The 18,084-nt window shown below is 72.0% G+C and carries 15 protein-coding genes, 4 tRNA genes and 1 other RNA gene; 11 read left to right on the top strand and 9 right to left on the bottom strand.

Annotated elements, in window-relative coordinates; genetic code table 11:
* Positions 1–132 precede the first annotated feature (132 nt).
* The 4 genes from ACI2LW_RS12445 (at position 133) to ACI2LW_RS12430 (ending at position 1,067) form a co-directional block, all read left to right on the top strand.
* Positions 133–450 (top strand): Lsr2 family protein, encoded by a 318-nt coding sequence (locus ACI2LW_RS12445; RefSeq protein ID WP_404731139.1) that lies wholly within the window; start codon positions 133–135, stop codon positions 448–450.
* A gap of 165 nt (positions 451–615) precedes the next feature.
* Positions 616–687 (top strand) — tRNA-Gly (locus tag ACI2LW_RS12440).
* 81 nt (positions 688–768) lie between these two features.
* Positions 769–841: transfer RNA gene (locus tag ACI2LW_RS12435), tRNA-Gly, on the top strand.
* 150 nt (positions 842–991) lie between these two features.
* A tRNA-Gly gene (locus ACI2LW_RS12430) sits at positions 992–1,067 on the top strand.
* A 47-nt stretch (positions 1,068–1,114) separates the two neighbouring features.
* Here the strand turns inward: ACI2LW_RS12430 and ACI2LW_RS12425 are convergent.
* The 6 genes from ACI2LW_RS12425 to ffs all read right to left on the bottom strand — a co-directional run bounded on the left by ACI2LW_RS12425 (position 1,115) and on the right by ffs (position 11,598).
* Complete coding sequence (locus ACI2LW_RS12425) at positions 1,115–2,014, bottom strand: phosphoribosylaminoimidazolesuccinocarboxamide synthase (protein ID WP_404731138.1); 900 nt, start codon at positions 2,012–2,014, stop codon at positions 1,115–1,117.
* Between the two features lie 423 nt (positions 2,015–2,437).
* Positions 2,438–3,955 carry a N,N-dimethylformamidase beta subunit family domain-containing protein gene (locus ACI2LW_RS12420; protein WP_404731137.1) on the bottom strand — a complete coding sequence of 506 codons (1,518 nt, stop codon included), beginning with the start codon at positions 3,953–3,955 and terminating at the stop codon, positions 2,438–2,440.
* A 358-nt stretch (positions 3,956–4,313) separates the two neighbouring features.
* Positions 4,314–6,503 carry a hypothetical protein gene (locus ACI2LW_RS12415; protein ID WP_404731180.1) on the bottom strand — a complete coding sequence of 730 codons (2,190 nt, stop codon included), beginning with the start codon at positions 6,501–6,503 and terminating at the stop codon, positions 4,314–4,316.
* Between the two features lie 1,101 nt (positions 6,504–7,604).
* The gene (gene purD / locus ACI2LW_RS12410; protein ID WP_404731136.1) at positions 7,605–8,861 is read right to left on the bottom strand and encodes a phosphoribosylamine--glycine ligase; all 1,257 of its coding nucleotides are present in this window, start codon (positions 8,859–8,861) and stop codon (positions 7,605–7,607) included.
* 121 nt (positions 8,862–8,982) lie between these two features.
* Positions 8,983–11,454: a DNA polymerase III subunit gamma and tau gene (locus tag ACI2LW_RS12405; protein ID WP_404731135.1), complete on the bottom strand. Its 2,472-nt coding sequence runs from the start codon at positions 11,452–11,454 to the stop codon at positions 8,983–8,985.
* A 45-nt stretch (positions 11,455–11,499) separates the two neighbouring features.
* An RNA gene (ffs, locus tag ACI2LW_RS12400) (signal recognition particle sRNA small type) lies at positions 11,500–11,598 on the bottom strand.
* A gap of 290 nt (positions 11,599–11,888) precedes the next feature.
* Here ffs and ACI2LW_RS12395 point away from each other — a divergent pair.
* A complete protein-coding gene (locus tag ACI2LW_RS12395) occupies positions 11,889–13,037 on the top strand; it encodes a tyrosine-type recombinase/integrase (protein WP_404731134.1) in 1,149 nt (382 codons plus the stop codon).
* Positions 13,038–13,099: 62 nt separating this feature from the next.
* On the opposite strand, the gene ACI2LW_RS12390 is transcribed toward ACI2LW_RS12395, so the two are convergent.
* Positions 13,100–13,330, bottom strand: coding sequence for a GntR family transcriptional regulator (locus tag ACI2LW_RS12390; protein WP_404731133.1), 231 nt, complete (start codon positions 13,328–13,330; stop codon positions 13,100–13,102).
* A 325-nt stretch (positions 13,331–13,655) separates the two neighbouring features.
* On the opposite strand from ACI2LW_RS12390, the gene ACI2LW_RS12385 reads away from it, so the two are divergent.
* Both ACI2LW_RS12385 and ACI2LW_RS12380 read left to right on the top strand, forming a co-directional pair.
* Entirely contained in the window at positions 13,656–13,826 is a 171-nt protein-coding gene (locus ACI2LW_RS12385; protein ID WP_404731132.1) for a hypothetical protein, read from the top strand.
* Positions 13,823–14,143: a hypothetical protein gene (locus ACI2LW_RS12380; protein WP_404731131.1), complete on the top strand. Its 321-nt coding sequence runs from the start codon at positions 13,823–13,825 to the stop codon at positions 14,141–14,143. The genes ACI2LW_RS12385 and ACI2LW_RS12380 overlap by 4 nt, the downstream gene beginning before the upstream one ends.
* Before the next feature lie 73 nt (positions 14,144–14,216).
* Here ACI2LW_RS12380 and ACI2LW_RS12375 read toward each other — a convergent pair whose 3' ends face one another.
* Complete coding sequence (locus ACI2LW_RS12375; protein WP_404731130.1) at positions 14,217–14,888, bottom strand: uracil-DNA glycosylase; 672 nt, start codon at positions 14,886–14,888, stop codon at positions 14,217–14,219.
* Between the two features lie 142 nt (positions 14,889–15,030).
* Here ACI2LW_RS12375 and ACI2LW_RS12370 point away from each other — a divergent pair, with 142 nt between their 5' ends.
* The 4 genes from ACI2LW_RS12370 to ACI2LW_RS12355 all read left to right on the top strand — a co-directional run bounded on the left by ACI2LW_RS12370 (position 15,031) and on the right by ACI2LW_RS12355 (position 16,989).
* Positions 15,031–15,615, top strand: coding sequence for an AAA family ATPase (locus ACI2LW_RS12370; protein WP_404731129.1), 585 nt, complete (start codon positions 15,031–15,033; stop codon positions 15,613–15,615).
* Positions 15,616–15,917: 302 nt separating this feature from the next.
* Positions 15,918–16,190, top strand: coding sequence for a hypothetical protein (locus ACI2LW_RS12365; protein ID WP_404731128.1), 273 nt, complete (start codon positions 15,918–15,920; stop codon positions 16,188–16,190).
* A 305-nt stretch (positions 16,191–16,495) separates the two neighbouring features.
* A tRNA-Ser gene (locus ACI2LW_RS12360) sits at positions 16,496–16,580 on the top strand.
* A gap of 187 nt (positions 16,581–16,767) precedes the next feature.
* Positions 16,768–16,989, top strand: a complete 222-nt coding sequence (locus ACI2LW_RS12355; RefSeq protein WP_404731127.1) for a hypothetical protein — start codon at positions 16,768–16,770, stop codon at positions 16,987–16,989.
* Positions 16,990–17,392: 403 nt separating this feature from the next.
* Here ACI2LW_RS12355 and ACI2LW_RS12350 read toward each other — a convergent pair whose 3' ends face one another.
* Complete coding sequence (locus ACI2LW_RS12350) at positions 17,393–18,055, bottom strand: DNA-binding response regulator (protein ID WP_404731126.1); 663 nt, start codon at positions 18,053–18,055, stop codon at positions 17,393–17,395.
* Positions 18,056–18,084 lie beyond the last annotated feature (29 nt).

Below are 18,084 nucleotides of genomic sequence, written 5' to 3'. Positions count from 1 at the left end.
TGAATTGGCGAGAGCCGATACTTTTTCCGACAACAGGCGAACAGCCGACAACTCCGAACATCTCCGCACCCCCCGCAGGTCATGGCGGGAAGCAGGTGGTCGCAGAGGTGTCGCACGAAGGGACCGATATTCGTGGCGCAGCGTGTCGTGGTCACTCTCTTTGACGACATCGACGGCTCGGAAGCGGCGGAGACGATCGCCTTCGGACTCGACGGCAAGTTCTACGAGATCGACCTGAACCAAGCCAATGCCAAGAAACTGCGTAAGGCGCTCGAGCCCTACGTGGAGGCGGGCCGCAAGCGGTCCAGGTCGGGCAAGGCCTACCGGCAGACCGAGGTCGCCCCCGACCCCGCGGCCGTCCGCGCCTGGGCGCAGGCCAACCGGATGGAGGTGCCGGCCCGCGGCCGTATCCCCAAGAGGGTCTACGAGGCGTTCAGCGCGGCCCAGTGACCGGCGGCCGTCCGGCCGCCCGGCCGCGCGGGGGAGCCGTGAGCGGTCCCGGGGCCCGTCGGCGGGCCCCGGGCGGAACCGACTTGCGCGACCCCCCTGTTGATCAGCTAATGTCTGGAGCACGCCGAGGGGCGAGGCCGGAAGGCCGAAGACCCCGGAGTACACGCGGGTGTAGTTCAGTAGCAGAACATCCCCCTTCCAGGGGGAAGGCGCAGTGTGCGATTCCTGTCACCCGCTCCGCACCGCCGGTCCCGACCACTGATGTGGATCAGGTAGGCTGGTGCCCGCACCGATCGGTGGGAGCCGGTCGGGGGCAATGCGGACGTAGCTCAGTTGGTAGAGCGCAACCTTGCCAAGGTTGAGGTCGCGAGTTCGAGCCTCGTCGTCCGCTCGGGACGAGACCCCGGTCCATTGGACCGGGGTCTTCTTCGTATGCCGCCGCGGACTCCCCGCTGCCGGCCGGACTGCCCGCTGCCGGCCGGACTGTCGGCTCGCGCACCGGCGAGGTTGGGTTATAGTTGCTCTCGCGCAACGGCGCAGTGCGGACGTAGCTCAGTTGGTAGAGCGCAACCTTGCCAAGGTTGAGGTCGCGAGTTCGAGCCTCGTCGTCCGCTCCACACCCGAAGGCCCCGGTCGAGTACCGGGGCCTTCGTCGTGCCGCGGGTCAGCTCCAGGCCGTGCCCGTCAGCCTCTCGTACGCCTCCGCGTACTTCCCCCGGGTCGCCTCGACGACCCGCTCGGGCAGCGGCGGCGGGGGCTGCTCGCCCTTGCGGTCCCAGCCGGACTCGGCGGAGGTCAGCCAGTCACGGACGAACTGCTTGTCGTACGACGCCTGGGCACGGCCCGGCTGCCACTGGTCGGCCGGCCAGAACCGGGAGGAGTCGGGGGTGAGGACCTCGTCGGCGAGGACCAGCGTGTCCCCGTCGAAGCCGAACTCGAACTTGGTGTCGGCGAGGATGATCCCCCGGTCGCGGGCGATGTCGCGGGCCCGGCCGTAGACGGCCAGCGTGGTCTGGCGCAGCTGCGCGGCCGTCTCCGCGCCGACCCGGCGGGCCACCTCCTCGTAGGGGACGTTCTCGTCGTGCTCGCCGACCTCGGCCTTGGTGGCCGGGGTGAAGATCGGGGCGGGCAGCTCGGAGCCGTCGGCCAGGCCCTCGGGCAGCGCCAGGCCGCAGACCGTGCGGGACTCCTCGTACTCGGCGAGGCCGGAGCCGGTGAGGTAGCCGCGGGCCACGCACTCCACGGGGATCATCCGCAGCGACTTGCAGACCAGGGTGCGGCCGGCCCAGTCGGCGGGGGCACCCTCGGGCACCTCGGTGCTGATGACGTGGTGGGGGACGAGGTCGGCGAGCCGGTCGAACCACCACAGGGACAGCTGCGTGAGGATGCGGCCCTTGTCCGGGATCTCGGTGGGCAGCACCCAGTCATAGGCGGACATGCGGTCGCTGGCGACCATCACGAGGTCGCCCGCCTCGTTCTGGTACAGGTCGCGCACCTTGCCGGTGTGCAGGTGCACCAGGCCCGGAACCTGGATCGGTTCGGGCTTTTCGACGAATCCGGACACGGTTCCTCCCCGTGGTTCTGTCCAATGGCTCGATTGTCCCGTATGGGAACCCGAGCCCCGGACAGCGGGTCGGCGACCGGGCCGGGCGGACGCTCGGGGCCACGGCCCCCGGACCCTCGGAGCCACGCCTGGCGGACGCCTGGGGCTGCGCCCCGCGGACCCTCGGGGGCGCGCCCGCGGACGCTCGGGGCTGCGGTCCGCGGACCCTCGGGCCACGGCCCCCGGACCTTCGGCGCCGCGCCCGGCGGACGCTCGGGGCCACGGCCCGCCACACCGGGCGGACGCTCGGGGCTGCGCCCGGCGGACGCTCGGGGCGACGCCCCGTGGGCCCTCGGAGCCGGGGCTCGTGGACCTCGGAGCCGCGGCTCGTGGACCTCGGAGCCGGGGCTCGTGGACGCTTCAGCCCCGCTTGCAGATGACGCTTCAGCCCCGCTTGCAGATGCGGTCCAGGAGGTTCGCCGTGGCGCGCTGGATGCGGGTGTCGGTGTGGCCGGGGCGGTCCAGGGCCGGGGACCAGGCGAAGGTCCCCGCGGCGAAGACCAGCGCGCCCGAGGGCGCCCGGTACAGCGACGTCTCCTGGTGGCGCAGGACGCCCTCGCCGTCGGTGTAGGGCGAGTGTGCGAGCAGGATGCGTTCCTCGTGCTCGGGCAGCGGGGTGCGCGGGAAGTAGCGGTCGGCCTCTCCCGCGACCAGGCCGTCGATCTCCTCGCCCTCCCCGGCGCCGGTGGCCTCCCACAGCCAGTGGCCGGCGTTGCGGACGACGAGCGGGTGCGGCTCGGGCACCCGGCCCGCGTACTGGATGCCGACGAGCTGCTGCTCGGGGCGGTCGATCTCCCGCCACAGCACCGGGCGGCCCGGCCCCTTGCGTTTGCGGCAGGTCAGCAGGCGGTCCGGGACGCCGGAGGGGGAGGGTCCCAGCTCCACCTGCCAGTACATGGTGTTGGCGGAGAGGAACACCAGGGAGGTGCCGTGCTCACGGGCGAGTTCGACGGTGCGGCGCATGGCGGTGGACCAGTACTCGTCGTGGCCGGGGAAGACCAGGCCGCGGTAGCGGGTGGGGTCGACCCGGCCGGCGTGCAGGTCGCGGGCGTCGGCGTAGGCGAGGTCGTAGCCGTAGCGCTCGGCCCAGCGGATGAAGTCGTAGGCGTGGCCGACGTGCAGGGGCAGGCCCGCACCCGCGTACGGCCGGTCGAAGGAGACGGTGGTGGCCGCGTCGGCCTCGCCCAGCAGCCGGCCGTGCTCGTCCCAGGCGTGGTAGAGGCTGGCGCCGGTGCGGCCGTCCTCGGGGTAGAGGTTGTAGGCCTGCCAGGTGATGTCGGGCAGGAGCAGCAGGAGATCGGCGGGACGGTCGTCGCGGACGGTGAACGGCACGTGGGAGCGGTAGCCGTCGTCCGTGGTCAGTACGGCCACGTAGGCGCCGATGCTCCAGTACGAGGGGATCTGGAGCCGCCAGGACAGCCACCAGTGGTGGCAGGAGACCGTGCGGTCGGCGGTCAGCGGAGGGGGCTGGACGATGCCGGACAGCCGCGGGCTGGTGGTGATCTTCGCCGCGCCGTCGCCGCCGTAGTGGCCGATGCGGTAGACGTCGATGCCGAACTGCTGCGGCGGGTCGACCGTGATCCGGAAGTCGATGGCCTCGCCGGGCGCGACGGCCCCGGTCGAGGTGAAGCCCTTGATCTGGCGGTGGACGTCGTCGGCCGAGCGCGGGCCGCCGCCGGAGGCGCGGGGCGCCGGGACGCGGGGCGCGGTGGCGGTCGCGGCGGCGGCCCCGCCGCCGGCGGGCTGCGGGGGCGGGTCGACGTACCACGGGACGACCTGCCCGGTGTCGTCGAAGTAGGTCTCGCTGCCGCGCAGCCAGGGGACGGGTCCCTGCCCGAAGGGGTCCGTCACGGCGTGTGCGAGTGCTCCCGACTCCCAGCGGCGGATGTGCTCCGTACCCATGGCCGTCCCCTCCCTCGTGCCCCCGTGGTCGGTCGTGCGGCGGTGCGGGTGTCTCTCGGTACCTCTCAGTGCCCCTGGTGCCTTTCGTGCCTTTCAGTGCTTTTGGGTGCCTCTCGGTGTCCCCCGGTGCCTTTCGCGGTCCGCCGGTCGCGTCCGGTGGCTCTGGGCTTGCCTCTCGGCTCGGCCCGGGCCCTTCGGCTCGCCCGGCGGCTGTCGTATGTCGCACGCGCTTGCCAGACGCGCGATCGGTCCCAGCACATCACATTACGCACGCACGCTGTCACTATTCGTTGTGAATTGGCCGAAAGTGGAAGCGGGGAGTCCGGTAGCGCGGTCGGGGTTCCGGTATCGGCCGAGGTCAGACGAGGCGTACCGGCTTCTCCGGACGTATGCCCGAATCGATCAGCCAGGCCCGCAGCGGCTCCGGGTCCCCGTCCTCGACCAGAGCGAGGACCTTGGGGCCGAGGTCGGCGGCTCTGGCGCCGTTGATCAGCAGGGAGGGCCCGTCGAGCCAGTCGAGCCCCGGAGTGGCGCCCGCGGTGTCCATCGCGGCGCAGCAGACCATCGCGGTGACGTGGTCGGCGAGCAGGTCACGGCCGGTGCGGGGCGGCTGGAGCGGGAACAGGGGCAGCGTGCCCTGGTCCCAGGGCAACGGCCCGGGATCCTGTCCGGTGTCGCCACGGCGGGCGGCGGACTGCGCGGGACCCGCGCCCTTCACGGGTGCGGTCGCCTCCTCGCGCGCCAGCTCGGCACTCAGGCCCGCCGCGAGCGCGGCGGCGCGCTGGTTCTCGAGCTCGGCCTCGTCGGCGTCGTCGGCCTCGCCGGCCTCACCGGCCTCGCCGGAGTCGCCGGAGTCGGCGGCGTCGGCGGCGTCGGCGTCGGCGTCGGCGTCTTCGTGCCCGCCCGGCTTGCCGGTGCCGCCGGGGCTGTCGGCGTTGCCGTGCCCACCGGTCGTGTCGCTCACACCGGTCGTGTCGGGCGTACCGGTCCCGCCTGCCGTATCGGTCGCGTCCGTCATGCCTGCCGTACCGGTCCCGCCTGCCGTGCCGGTCGCGTCCCTCGTGCCAGTCGTCGCGGTGGGTGGCGTGGCGGGGTGCTCGGGGATGGTGGGGCCGGTGGCGCGCGGGGCATCGCCGTCCGGTCGGGTGCCGCCGGTGGCGTCGTGGAGCTCGTCGTGGGCCGTGGGACCGGTGAAACCGGTGGCCTCTGTGGGGCCGGTGGGGCGGGTGGGCTCGGTGGTGGTCGTCGGGGACGGCCGGGAGGTGCCGGCGGGGTGCGGGGGCGCGGAGAGGTGGTCGAGGACCCGGGCCAGGGTCGGGCCGGGGCCCGTGGCGCCGAAGAGGGGGCGCACGCCCAGGGAGTCCAGGACCCGGTGGAGCCGGGCCGCGTCCGTACGCCACTTGCGGTCGACGACCTCCTCCGGGTACTCGTGCCAGTCGACCGGAGCCCAGTCCGGGCTCCGCTCGGCCGGTCCGCCGTGGAAGAGGCGGGCGGCGAGCAGCGAGGCGGCCTCGTCCACCGCGCCGGGCTCCTCGAGCAGATCGCAGGCGGGCCGCTCACCGAGCCGGGAGGCGAAGCCCTCGGCCAGGCGGTCCCGCCGGGACAGTTCGGTGAGGGCGGCGACGACTCCCGCGTCCAGCCGGGACGGCCAGCGGCCCATCCGCCAGGCGGGCAGCGCGACCCTGGTCAGCAGCCGGTCCCAGCCCGCGTACGCCAGGCCCACCTGCTCCTGGGCCACGATTCGCAGCCCGTAGTCCACGGCCTGGGCGCGCTCGGCGGCGGCGGAGGCCACTCCGCGTTCCATCACGGCGGCGTGCTCCCGGCAGCCGCGCAGCAGCAGCCTGGCGGCCCAGCCGAGGACCGCGCACACCGAGCGGGACAGGGCGCGGCGGCCGGAGGAGGAGGCGACGGCCACCGCGGCGTCCAGCCCCCGTACGAAGCGGCGGGCCGCCGCTATGTCCGGGTGCGCCGAGGGTCCCGTACCGGCGACGACCGGGGCGAGGACGGCGCGGAGCTCGGCGACGCGCATCCACCACAGGAACGGGGAGCCGATGACGAGGACCGGTGCCGCCGCCGTACGGCGCGGCCGGGGCACACCGCGCGGGAGGTCCGGCTCGTCCGCATCGGTCCGCGGGGGCGGGCCGTGGGCGGGGTGCGTACGGTCCTCCAGCCAGCTGTCGCAGTCCGGGGTGAGCGCTATGGCGGACGGGGCGGGCACGCCGAGACGGTCGGCGAGGTCGCGCACCATCCGGTACAGGTCCGGGGCGGACTCCTCGGCTATGGGGACCGTGGGGCTCATGGCGGGGCGGGCCCGGGCCACGACCAGGGCGATGCCGGCGGCCAGCAGCAGGACGACGACCGCCACGGCGCCCACCACCCAGCGGGCCAGGTCCCAGCCCCGGCCCACGAGGTGGCCGGTGGTGCCGCCGGCCAGCAGGATCACGGCCAGCGCGGCGGGCAGCAGGGCGACGGCCACCGCGCGGCTGCGCACCCGCAGCACGGCGAGGGCCCGGGAGCGCGCGGACTGCGCCCCGATCTCCGCACCCATACCGGTCACGACCGGACGTCACCCCCTCCCGACTGTCCTGGCGATGCTCACTCCCCCACTGTGGCACCCGTCGCTGACATCGCAATGCCGGTGGGCCAAGTGCCGGAACGCTTGCGCCGCACCCTAGTTGGGGCTCCGGCCCACGTCAGCCGGTTGGGGCATTGCTCACTCGATGGAATGGCTTTGGTCAGAGCTGGACGACGGACAGCAACGATCAGGCCCCGGATCAGGCCCGGGGCCCGACGGGGAAGCGGCCGCGGCGGGAGGGGGCGGCCACGGCCGGAAGCGGGAACGGGCCGCGGGCCGGCTGCGGTCCGGGCGGCTGCAGCGGAGGCGGGCGCGGCCCAGGGGCCGGCTGCGCCGGAAACGGGCGCCAGCTACGGCCCGGAGCAGCGGAAGTGGGCACGGACCGCGGGCCGGCTACGGCCGGGGGCGGCTGCGCAGGAAACGGGCACGGCCGGAGGCCGACCACGGCCGGGCAACCGCAGCGGATACGGGCGCGGGCCGGAGGCCGACCGCAGCCGACTGCGGCCGGGGCAGGCGCAGCGGGTGCAGACACGGGCCGACAGCCGCCGACCACGGCCCAGAGCAGCGGAAGCGTGCACAGAACGGCGGCCGACTGCGGACGCGGACCGCCCACGGCCGGAAGCAGGCGCGGACCGGAAGCCGACCACGGCCGAGGCAGCCGCACCGGAAGCGGGCACGGACCGCAGGCCGACCACGGCCAGGGCAGCCGCACCGGAAGCGCGCGGGCAACGGGCCGGCTCGGCCGGAAGCGGGCGTCGGCCGACTGCTGCCGGGGCAGCCGCACCGGAAGCGGGCACGGTCCACGGGACGATCACGGCCCCGGGCGACGGAAGCGGGCACGGGCGCGGACCGGAACCAACCGCGGCCGGAAACAGGCGCGGACCGGAAGCTGGCCACGGCCAGGGCAGCCGCACCGGAAGCAGGCGCGCATCGCAGGCCGACCACGGCCAAGGCAGCCGCGCCGGAAGCGGGCGCGGATCGCAGGCCGGCCACGGCCAGGCCGGCCGCCCCGGAAGCAGGCGTGGGCCGCGGGCCGTGTGCGGGCGACGCGGAAGGCGGCGCCCGCCAGGGGTGCTACGCCTCGCCCGCCGCTGCCTTCGCGGCGATGTCCGTGCGGTGCTGGGAGCCCTCGAGCCGGATGCGGGACACCGCCGTGTACGCGCGGTCGCGGGCCTCGGCCAGGTCCTTGCCGGTGGCCGTGACGGACAGCACGCGGCCGCCCGCGCTCACCACGCGGCCGTCCTCCTGCCGGGTGCCGGCGTGCAGGACGTACGCGTGCGGGGCGTCCTGGGCGGCCACCTCGTCCAGGCCGGTGATCGGGTCGCCGGTGCGCGGGGTGCCGGGGTAGTTGTGCGAGGCGACGACGACGGTGACGGCCGCGTCGTCGCTCCAGCGCAGCGGCTCCAGGTCGGCCAGGCCGCCGGTGGCCGCGGCCATCAGGACACCCGCCAGGGGGGTCTTGAGGCGGGCCAGGACCACCTGGGTCTCCGGGTCGCCGAAGCGGGCGTTGAACTCGATGACGCGCACGCCCCGCCCGGTGATCGCCAGTCCCGCGTAGAGCAGCCCGGAGAACGGGGTGCCCCGGCGGCGCATCTCGTCGACGGTGGGCTGCAGCACGGTCCCCACCACCTCGTCGACCAGCTTGGGGTCGGCCCAGGGCAGCGGGGAGTAGGCGCCCATGCCGCCGGTGTTCGGCCCCAAGTCGCCGTCCAGGGCGCGCTTGAAGTCCTGGGCGGGCTGGAGCGGCAGTACCGTCTCGCCGTCGGTGACGGCGAAGAGGGACACCTCGGGGCCGTCCAGGTACTCCTCCACGACCACGCGCTCGCAGCCGGCCGCGTGCGCCTTGGCCGCCTCGGCGTCGTCGGTGACGACGACGCCCTTGCCGGCGGCGAGGCCGTCGTCCTTGACGACGTACGGCGCGCCGAAGGCGGTGAGGGCGGCGGCGACCTCGTCCGGCGTCGTGCAGACGTAGGAGCGGGCGGTGGGCACGCCGGCCCGGGCCATCACGTCCTTGGCGAAGGCCTTGGAGCCCTCCAGCCGTGCGGCCTCCCTGGACGGGCCGAAGACCGGCATGCCCGCCTCGCGCACGGCGTCGGCGACCCCGGCCACCAGCGGGGCCTCGGGGCCGACGACCACGAGGTCGGCGCCGAGCCGGCCGGCCAGCGCGGCGACGGCCGCACCGTCGAGCGCGTCGACCTGGTGCAGCTCGGCGACCTCGGCGATCCCGGCGTTGCCGGGCGCGCAGTACAGCGCGGTGACGTCGGGGTCGAGGGACAGGGAACGGCACAGGGCGTGCTCACGAGCGCCGCTGCCGATGACGAGGACCTTCACGGGGTCAGCCTAACGGCAGCGGGGCGGCCGGGTTTGTGCGGGTTGCCGAGGGGGCGCGGGCGGGGCATTCGTACGAATATCCGAACCCCCGTGCGACGCGCCCCGTGGCCGCCCCGGCCGGTCACTCGGTGGTGTACTCCTCGACCACCGTCGCGCCCAGCTCCCGCACGATCAGCTCGTGCCCGGACAGGGCCGACTCGTCGAGGTCGGGGTCGTCGTCCTCGGGGATGTCGTCCTCGGGGGCGACGGGGGCCGCCTCGGGTGCCGCGGGGCGGGCGGACGGGGCGGCGCCGCCCGCTCCTGCCGGGTTCGCCGACGCTCCCGGCGCCGGGCGGGCCGGGGCCGCGGTGGGCGCGGGGGAGGAGCCGGGGGCCTGGACCGCCGCGCGCGTCGCCGTGGCGCCCGTACCGCCGTAGCCACCGCCGCCGGGACCGCCCGCACCGCCGGGACCGGCCGGGCCTCCGGCGCCGTGGCCGTACCCGCCGCCCGTCCCGTATCCGCCTGGGGCCGGGGGAGCCGCGCCGCCGCCCGAGGGGTCGACGACCGCCTCGATCTTCCACTGGACGCCGAACTGCTCCCCCAGCGCCTGGCGCAGTACGTCCTCGCTGCCGCTGCTCGCGAAGTTGTCGCGGGCGCCCGCGTTGACGAAGCCGATCTGGAGGGTGGTCCCGTCGAAGCCGGTGACCTGCGCGTTCTGGCTGAGCAGGATCCAGGTGAAGCGGCGGCGGTTCTTCACCGCCTCGAGGATGTTCGGCCAGAGCGTGCGCGGGTCGAGCCCGCCGGCGGCGGGAGCGGGTGCCGGTGCCGGTGCCGGTGCGGCGGGCGGCGCCGCCGGACCGCCCGCGACGGCCGCCCGGTCGGCCGGCCGGGAAGCGGAGGCGGGCCCGCCCGGGCCCGGAGCACCGCCCGGGGCACCGCCCGGCGCCGTCGCGGTGGGCCAGCCGCCGGGCCGCCGCCCGCCGCCCGCGGGGGTGGCGGTGGGCCAGGCACCCGGCGCGCCGGCGGAGGGGGAGGCGGCGGCGGGCGCGGGGGACGACGCGGGGGAGCCGGACGGCTCCTGGACACGCTCGCCACCGGCGGAACCAGCAGGACCAGCAGGACCGGGTGCCCCTGGGGGTGCGGAGGGGGCGGAGGGACCCGTGTGCCCGGGCGCACCGCCGTACCCCTGCCCCGCGGCGGGCGGGGCGGCCGGAGCGGGCTGGGCCTGCGCGGCGGCGGCCCCGGAGACGCCCGCCGGTCCGGCGGCCGCGGGCGCGCCCGGACCCCGTACGGCGGCCCGGGCCGCGGCGGCGCCGCCCCCCGGAGCGACGGCCGGACCGGGTGCCGCGGCCGGACCGGCGACGCCCCCGTCGGCGGCCGGCGCCGCCGGCGCACCGTGCGTCCCGGCGGCCGGCACATAGCCCAGCGCGGGCGTCCCCGCCCCCGTGGAGAAGCTCACGCCCCGTTCGAGCCGGTCGAGGCGGGCCATCAGGGAGCGCTCGTCGGCGTAGGCGGCGGGCAGCAGGACCCGGGCGCAGATCAGCTCGAGCTGGAGACGGGGCGAGGTGGCGCCCCGCATCTCGGTCAGTCCCTCGTTGACGAGGTCGGCGGCGCGGCTGAGCTCGGCCGCGCCGAAGGAGCGGGCCTGGGCCTGCATCCGCTCCAGGACGTCGGCGGGGGCGTCGATGAGCCCCTTCTCGGCGGCGTCCGGCACGGCGGCGAGGATCACGAGGTCCCGCAGCCGCTCCAGCAGGTCGGCCACGAACCGCCGGGGGTCGTGACCGCCCTCGATCACCCGGTCGACGACCTCGAAGGCGCCGGCGCCGTCCCCGGAGGCGAAGGACTCGACGACGGAGTCGAGCAGGGAGCCGTCGGTGTACCCGAGGAGCGAGGTGGCCATGGCATAGGTCACACCGTCCGCTCCCGCGCCGGCCAGCAGCTGGTCCATGACGGACATGGAGTCGCGCACGGAGCCGGCGCCGGCGCGCACGACGAGCGGCAGCACCCCCTCCTCGACGGGGATGTCCTCCTTCCGGCACACCTCGCCGAGGTAGTCCCGCAGGGTTCCCGGCGGGACCAGGCGGAAGGGGTAGTGGTGGGTCCGCGACCGGATGGTGCCGATGACCTTCTCGGGCTCGGTGGTGGCGAAGATGAACTTCAGATGCTCCGGCGGCTCCTCGACGACCTTGAGCAGCGCGTTGAAACCGGCCGACGTGACCATGTGGGCCTCGTCGATGATGTAGATCTTGTACCGGCTCCGGGCGGGCCCGAAGAACGCCTTTTCCCGCAGGTCACGGGCGTCGTCCACGCCGCCGTGCGACGCCGCGTCGATTTCGATGACATCGATCGAGCCCGGTCCGTTGCGTGCGAGGTCGCGGCAGGAGTCGCAGGCGCCGCACGGGGTCGGCGTGGGCCCCTGCTCGCAGTTCAGGCAGCGGGCCAGGATGCGGGCGCTGGTCGTCTTGCCGCAGCCGCGCGGACCGCTGAACAGGTACGCGTGATTGACCCGGTTGTTCCGCAGCGCCTGCTGCAGCGGGTCGGTGACATGCTCCTGCCCGATGACCTCGGCGAAGGACTCCGGGCGGTAGCGGCGGTACAGCGCGAGAGACGACACGCTTACGAGGTTATAGGCGCCCACCGACAACCGGCCCGGCCCGGGAACGCGAGCGCCCCCCACGCACCCGCCAGAGCCGACCTACCCTTGCTGCCTTCCGGCCCTGGGGGAGTTCAGTCAGATAGCGCCGCGTGGGGGGCTGCCGAAAGACTACCTGATCCCGGGGGCCGGGAACGAGTTCGCGAGCACTCCTCTCGGTCATGTAATGTTTCCGGCGGAGGATTCGCCTAGAGGCCTAGGGCGCACGCTTGGAAAAGAGTTAGCCCAAGCAACGCACACAGAGCACGAGGCGAGCCCCGCGACTACTGCCCCGATCTGCACTTATGCAGCTCGGGGCTTCTCTGTGTCGGCGGTGACTTCACTGCCCGGCGCCGCTGGACAAGACGACTGAGCTACACCGACTTGCCCAGCGGCCACACAGAGAGTCACAGGCCATGGCTAGCAAGAGCCCGCTACGCGCTCAGAGGCGCACTCGGAGCACGAGCACAGACGCCGACGCACAGACACGAGCGCTCAGCGCAGCAACGTCCCTAAGCGCTGTTCAGGGCGTGTCTGGAGCGTCCCTCATCGCCGAGCTAGAGCTACACCTCAGCACGACGAACAACAGGCGGGGGCGTCCCTACCAGCGGAAGACGATCCAGGCGTACGTCAACGCCGCCCGATCACTCGACCGCTGGCTGACCACACCGGAGCACGTCAAGGCGCTGAACGGCACGAGCGCACGACGACAGACGGCGGGTGTGGCAGAGCTGTCGTTCCTGGCTGTCGATACAGCCACGCTGAACCGCCACTTTCGTTGGTGGTACGAGTCGTTCGATATCCCCAAGTCCCAGGACGGCAAAGGCGGATACACCGGAGGCACGAACACACAGTCTCGTAACCTCCGCGCACTGTTCGCGTACCTGGCTGAGGAGTACGAGCACCCGAACCCGTACCAGGACCCCAAGCTGCACAACTACGCGGCTCCGCACCTCGGCAAGCCCAAGACCCTGTCCGCGGAGTTCATCGAGGACACGCTACGGATCACGGGCAATGGCTCTCCGCGCATCCGTGACTTTGAGACCGTGCGGGACCACGCGCTCTTGCGTGTGCTCACGGAGGGCCTACGAGCCGAGGAGATCTTGAACCTCCGCGTTCAAGACCTGGATCTCCCGAACGCCACGCTGGTCGTCGTCCCTCTCAAGGACGGGAGGAACACCCAGGACGGCAGGCTCATCCCCTTGCAGCCCAAGACGGTGAAGGCTCTCCAGCGCTACCTACGAGCACGGGCCGAGCAACACAAGCTGGCCCACAAGACTGACTGGCTGTGGCTGGGCACGCGCAACCGCTCACGTCTCCTGTACGCGGGACTGCACAGGATGACCAAGCGCCGTGCGGAACAGGCGGGCTACGAGCCGGAGCACGTCTCTCCACACTCGTGGTGCCACACGTGGTGTGACGACCTGCTGTCCAACGGGGTCAGTGGTGAGAACGTCATGGCGATCCGAGGATGGAAGAGCGCATCCATGCTCAGGCGGTACGGAGCCGACCAGGCGAGCCGCCGAGCAGTAGACGCGGTGCACGCCCTGGGCGACAGGTACTGAGCGCCATGTTCCACACCACCCCGTCAGTCGTCGGCTCGCCCACCTCGCCTACGGCGCTGCTGCTACTCGTCGCCCTTCACGAACGAGCCTTGACCCAGGATCGTGTAGAGCCGTCCCTCTGCCCTCAAGGCAGCCACGGCCTTCTGTGCCGTGGACTGGCTCACGTCGAACTCGGCGGCGATGTCCACCGTGCCGGGGAACCGCTCGCCAGCCTTCCACTTCCCAGCGTCGAGCCTCTTCCGAAGTTCGGCCGCTACCTGAGGCCAGACGGGAACGGAGCGATCAAGGTCCATACCCTCAGCCTGCGCGGTTACGCGTCATCCAGCTATCGCGCTAGTGCGGTAGTGCGGTTTCGCGATAGCGCGTAAGCTCGTGACGTAGGACACAACGACAGAACCACCCAGCACCACCACAACAGAAGACCCCCGCGACAGGGCGAACTGTCCGGGGGCATGGCCGATCACCCAAGGAGTGACCGACGTGCGAACTCTACTGGCCCTCATCCTCTCGTGGCTCATGCCATCGACCGGCAAGCGGCGAGCTGCCTCACAGGCTGTGCCGACAGAGCACACCCCCACGGACACGCCGACACAGCGGCTGATCATCTCGACGGGGGGTGTGGGACTTCCCAACCCGCCCGCGTACCTGCGCGGCGAGGACACCCCATTGATCAGGCCCTACCTCATCGCCTGGGAGCGAGAGCAGGAACGGCAGCGGCAGAAGGACAGGCGACGTGCCGCCGTGCTGGCGACGCTCGGACAGGACTACACGGCAGGAGTGACGGCATGACTTCCTCCCCCTCGCACCTCCGCCTCCTGCCGTGGAGCCACGACGGCAAGCCCGCGCACCTCGTGACGGACGGCACCGAGACGTTCCTCTCCCGGCTCGCCGACAACATGGAGGCACAGCAGATCGAGACGGCAGCCGTGATCAGGTCTCTGGCCAAGCCGATGGTTGAGGACACGGCGAACCTCACGGCTCCCGAGCTCCGGTGGATCGCTACGCGGCTCATCGAGAGCCTCGGCGACGTCCTACGCGTCTGCGAGAGCCGAGCGGGACGTATCCCGCCGTACGACGAGACACCCGACCCCGCTGACGAGAAGTAGCGGCAGCGCGCACAGCAGAGAGCCCCACCTCAGCAAAACCGAGGTGGGGCTCTCGCGTTTGGTCTGCTCCGCGTCAGGCAGTGCCAAGAAGCCTGGCGGCTTCCTTAAGGACTTGCAGGACCTCTTGGCGCGCGGCGGGGCGAGAGGCGAACACACGGGGGCTGGGGTGCCAGGTGGGAAGAGTGTGCACCTTCGGCGCGTACCGCTCCTGGTAAGCCTCCCAGCCGGCCTGGGCTTTGCGCCCCATCGGCACGACCACCTCCAGCGCCGGAAGCATGGAGATCACCTCGTGCAGGAACGGTGCCGCGCGTTGTATCTCTGTCCGCCCGGGAGCGGCGATACGGTCGGCGGTGCCGAGATACCACGGCACGACGTTCCAGTGCAGGGACTCCCGGTAGGGGAGCCCGGCCTCCGCGCGAAGTGTCCAGCAGTTCTGTGCCGTCTGGTCGTCGTTGTCGACCGAGATGATTCCGCTCCCGGTACGGCGTAGCGCGGCCTCTTCCCCCATGGACTTCTGCCCAGGGGCCTCAAGGAGGAACAGGCTCCGCGCGTGTATGCCGCCCGAAGCCGGGTCGAACCACGGCACAGACTCGCCGTCACCCAGACGCTCACGCAGGGTTTCCACCCAGTCGTTTAGGGGCTTCACCGTGGGCTCGGTACGCACTGCACTCAGCCGAGCTTGAAGGGTGTCAGGGTCACGCAGCGCCCGAGGGGCCGCGGTGCGGAAGGCATCTTCACGAGACATAGGCCGCAGTGTGTCAGCAAACGCCGGTTCCAGTCCCAGTCGGTGCTCCTACTCACAGGAGTACACGGACGTGCCAGAGGCCGTTACTCTCCTCGCATCAAGCGCGGCGTAGCGCCGCGAGCGTGCTGGGGAACGCGCGGCAATGGGTGGGGGATCGGTGCTCGTGGTTCTCGACACTCAGTCCCGTATCTCCGCTGGCGTGGACGAGAACTCGAACGACTCGACCGCGTTCAACCGCGTGGATGACATCCGCAAAGTTACGGGCGCGTGCGTCCTTCTCCTGCACCACCCGCCGAAGGACGGCAAGGGAGGGCGCGGCGGAAGCGTGTGGATCGGTGGTCTCGACACCGAACTGTGGGTGGAGAAGAAAGGCAAAGTCTCCACCGGGGATTGCGTAGTGACCCTGGAGAACGAGAAGCAAAAGGACGAGGCGGACGGCCTGAAGCTCCAGTTCTCGCCCAAGGTCATTGACCTGGGAGTGGACGAGAAGGGCAAGCGGCGCACGTCTGTGGTGCTCGTGAACCCCGATGTCGGGGCCATCGCAAAGTCTGAGCTGACCACGATCGAGCGCGTGTTCAGGTACATCCGTGACGCCGAGGTGCCGCCGACTGCTGACCAGATCGCCGAGGGGGTCAACATCAAGAACGCGCGGAACTACCTGACCGACCTGGAGAAGCTGGACAAGATCACCGGCCAGGGGCGCCCGAAGAGGTACAAGCCCGCGTAGGGAATCGCGTTTGTAGAACTCGAAGCCACGTCGGTTCTACAAAGCTCTGTATGTAGAGGACTGTAGAACTGTAGAACCGAACGACGTTTCCGCAGATCAGAGCTTTGTAGAACTCTGTAGATAGATCGGTCTGAGCTTGTATGTAGAGCGCGCAGCTCTTAGAGCTGCGCTCGTTCTACAGCTACGACTCTCGATAGGTAGTACGGGGAATTGAGCCCGCACATTCGCCGAGAGAATGAGCGGGAGAGATTAGAAAGCGCCGGAATGCGCGAGATTGAAGGGCTGGTGTGGGAGATATGGGAATGATCGCAGCGCCGCATGGTAAGTGGTTCGCGCGGTTCAAGGGAGATGGAGAGATAGCAGGAGAGGAGGAGTTCAGCTATGAGCCGGTCGTCGCCTGGAGCGACGAGGGACACGCGCTGATCGTCGGGTACGAGGAGGGCACGCTGTTCCGGGCCAACATCGTCGGCACCTTCGCGGGGATCGCAGAAGCGGAGGAAGTGAGCCTGGCGGAGATGACGCCGGAGGAGATCAGGGAGAGGAATAAGCGGGAGAGGGAGAGAGCGCGTCGGTAGGCGTTCGGGGGCGACAGAGCGCGGGTCTCGTGTGAGGGGTGCGTGAGCGAGACGACGTGGGTGGTGTGGGACATGAGGCGTGAGGGGCGCGTGTGTCCGGCTCACAACCACCAGGAGACCAGGCCAGCCGCTCGTGCGTTGGCCCCCGATTCGCATGTGCGCGACACGGAGAGTGGCCGTGATCAGGGCCCTGACCTGCGAGATAGGCGAGACGCTTTGTGCCTGGTGTGACTTGACCCACAGTAGTCGTGGGTCCAAGACTGGCCGTGTCATCGCACGTCACAGAGTCGGGTACAGTATCTCTCGGAGGATTCGCCTAGAGGCCTAGGGCGCACGCTTGGAAAGCGTGTTGGGGGCAACCCCTCACGAGTTCGAATCTCGTATCCTCCGCAGCCGCCCAGCAGGGCGGACGAAGGGTCCCGACCGGTTCGCCGGCCGGGGCCCTTCCTCGTTGCGAGCCGGTTTCGCCTTGCCGGTCCTGGGGAAACCCCAGGTCAGCGAGGTGGCGCGAGCGTTCCGGTGTGGATCTGTGCCGACGGCCACAGCAAACGGGATGCGCGTGGGCGCATACTGAGCCATGACGAAGCCCGCCGCGCCAAGGCGCCACCTGCCCACCAGCCCCTTCAAGGCACCCGTCGTACCGGCCCCCAAGCACTTCGCCGTCGGCGACCAGGTCACCCACGACGTGTACGGCCTCGGGCGGGTGATCGGCATCGAGGACGGCATCGCGGCCCTCGTGGACTTCGGCCCGTCGCAAAGGCGGATCTTGAGCCCCTACGCCAAGATGACCAAGCTGTAGCACCGCTGTGCCCGGTCATGGCACACCAGGTCCCTGAGGGACCTGCAAGGAAAGAGAGTGCTCTCATCGAACTGACGTCATTGTTCTCCGCCCTGGAAGGGCAGCCCCGCCGCTCCGGCGCGGTGTCGCCGCCTCCGGCGACCAACCCCTTCCAGGCCCCCGACTTCGGGGAAGTCGAAACCTCATCGTTCGAGGACGCGCAGGAGTCTCCGCTCCCCTCGGACACCCGTGCGGCGCGGCCCCGGGCGGCCCGGCGCCGCTGACGGCGGCGGGCGCGGCGACCGGCCGCGACGACGGGCCGCAGCGACCAGCCATGGTGACCGGCCGCGGACCGTCCCCGGCTTCCGCCGCGCCAATGCCCTTGATGCGCTGATGCGCCGATGCGTGAACCCGCGCGGCGTTCTCAGCCGTTCAGGCCCAGCTCGCCCGCGCGCAGTCCGGCCTGGAAGCGGGAGCCCGCGTCGAGCGTGTCCAGCAGCCGGGCCACCCGGCGGCGGTAGGTGCGCAGGGAGATCCCCAGCTGCCGGGCTGCCGTCTCGTCGGTGGCGCCGGAGCCCAGCGCGCGCAGGATCGTACGGCTCTCGGCGTCGAGCCGCGGCCGGTCGCCGCTCAGCAACGCCTTCAGGTCGGTGGCCGTCTCCCAGGCGGCCTCGAACAGCGCGTACACCCCGCCGACCAGGTTCGGCGCCGTCATCACGGTGTACTCGCGGCCGCGGCCCCCGGGCTCGTCCAGGCCGGCCAGGATCGCCAACCGCCGGTCGACGACGATCGTCTCGTGCGGAAGGGCGGTCGCGGCGATCCGTACCCGCACGCCCTCGTCGACCAGCTCGTTCAGATGCCTGCGGCTGTGCTCGTCGGCCAGGACGGCCGGGCTGAACAGCTTGCGGACCCGCCGGGTTCCGCTCGCCCGCACCCCGTGGCGGGCGGCCTGCCGGGCCTCGGGGCGCGACCAGGTGTCGAGGTCCCGGGCGGCGCAGACGAACTCCTCCCGCCCCGAGGCGAACAAGTGCTCGGTACGAGCGACGAGTTCCAGATCGCCGTGGATCGTCACCACCGTCTCCGCCACGCCGCCATTGTGCCCGATGGCAGCAAACT

It is taken from the genome of Streptomyces sp. NPDC004065, from assembly GCF_044903565.1.
In the GTDB taxonomy this organism is placed as follows: domain Bacteria; phylum Actinomycetota; class Actinomycetes; order Streptomycetales; family Streptomycetaceae; genus Streptomyces.
This window is presented reverse-complemented; position numbering and strand designations above follow the sequence as displayed.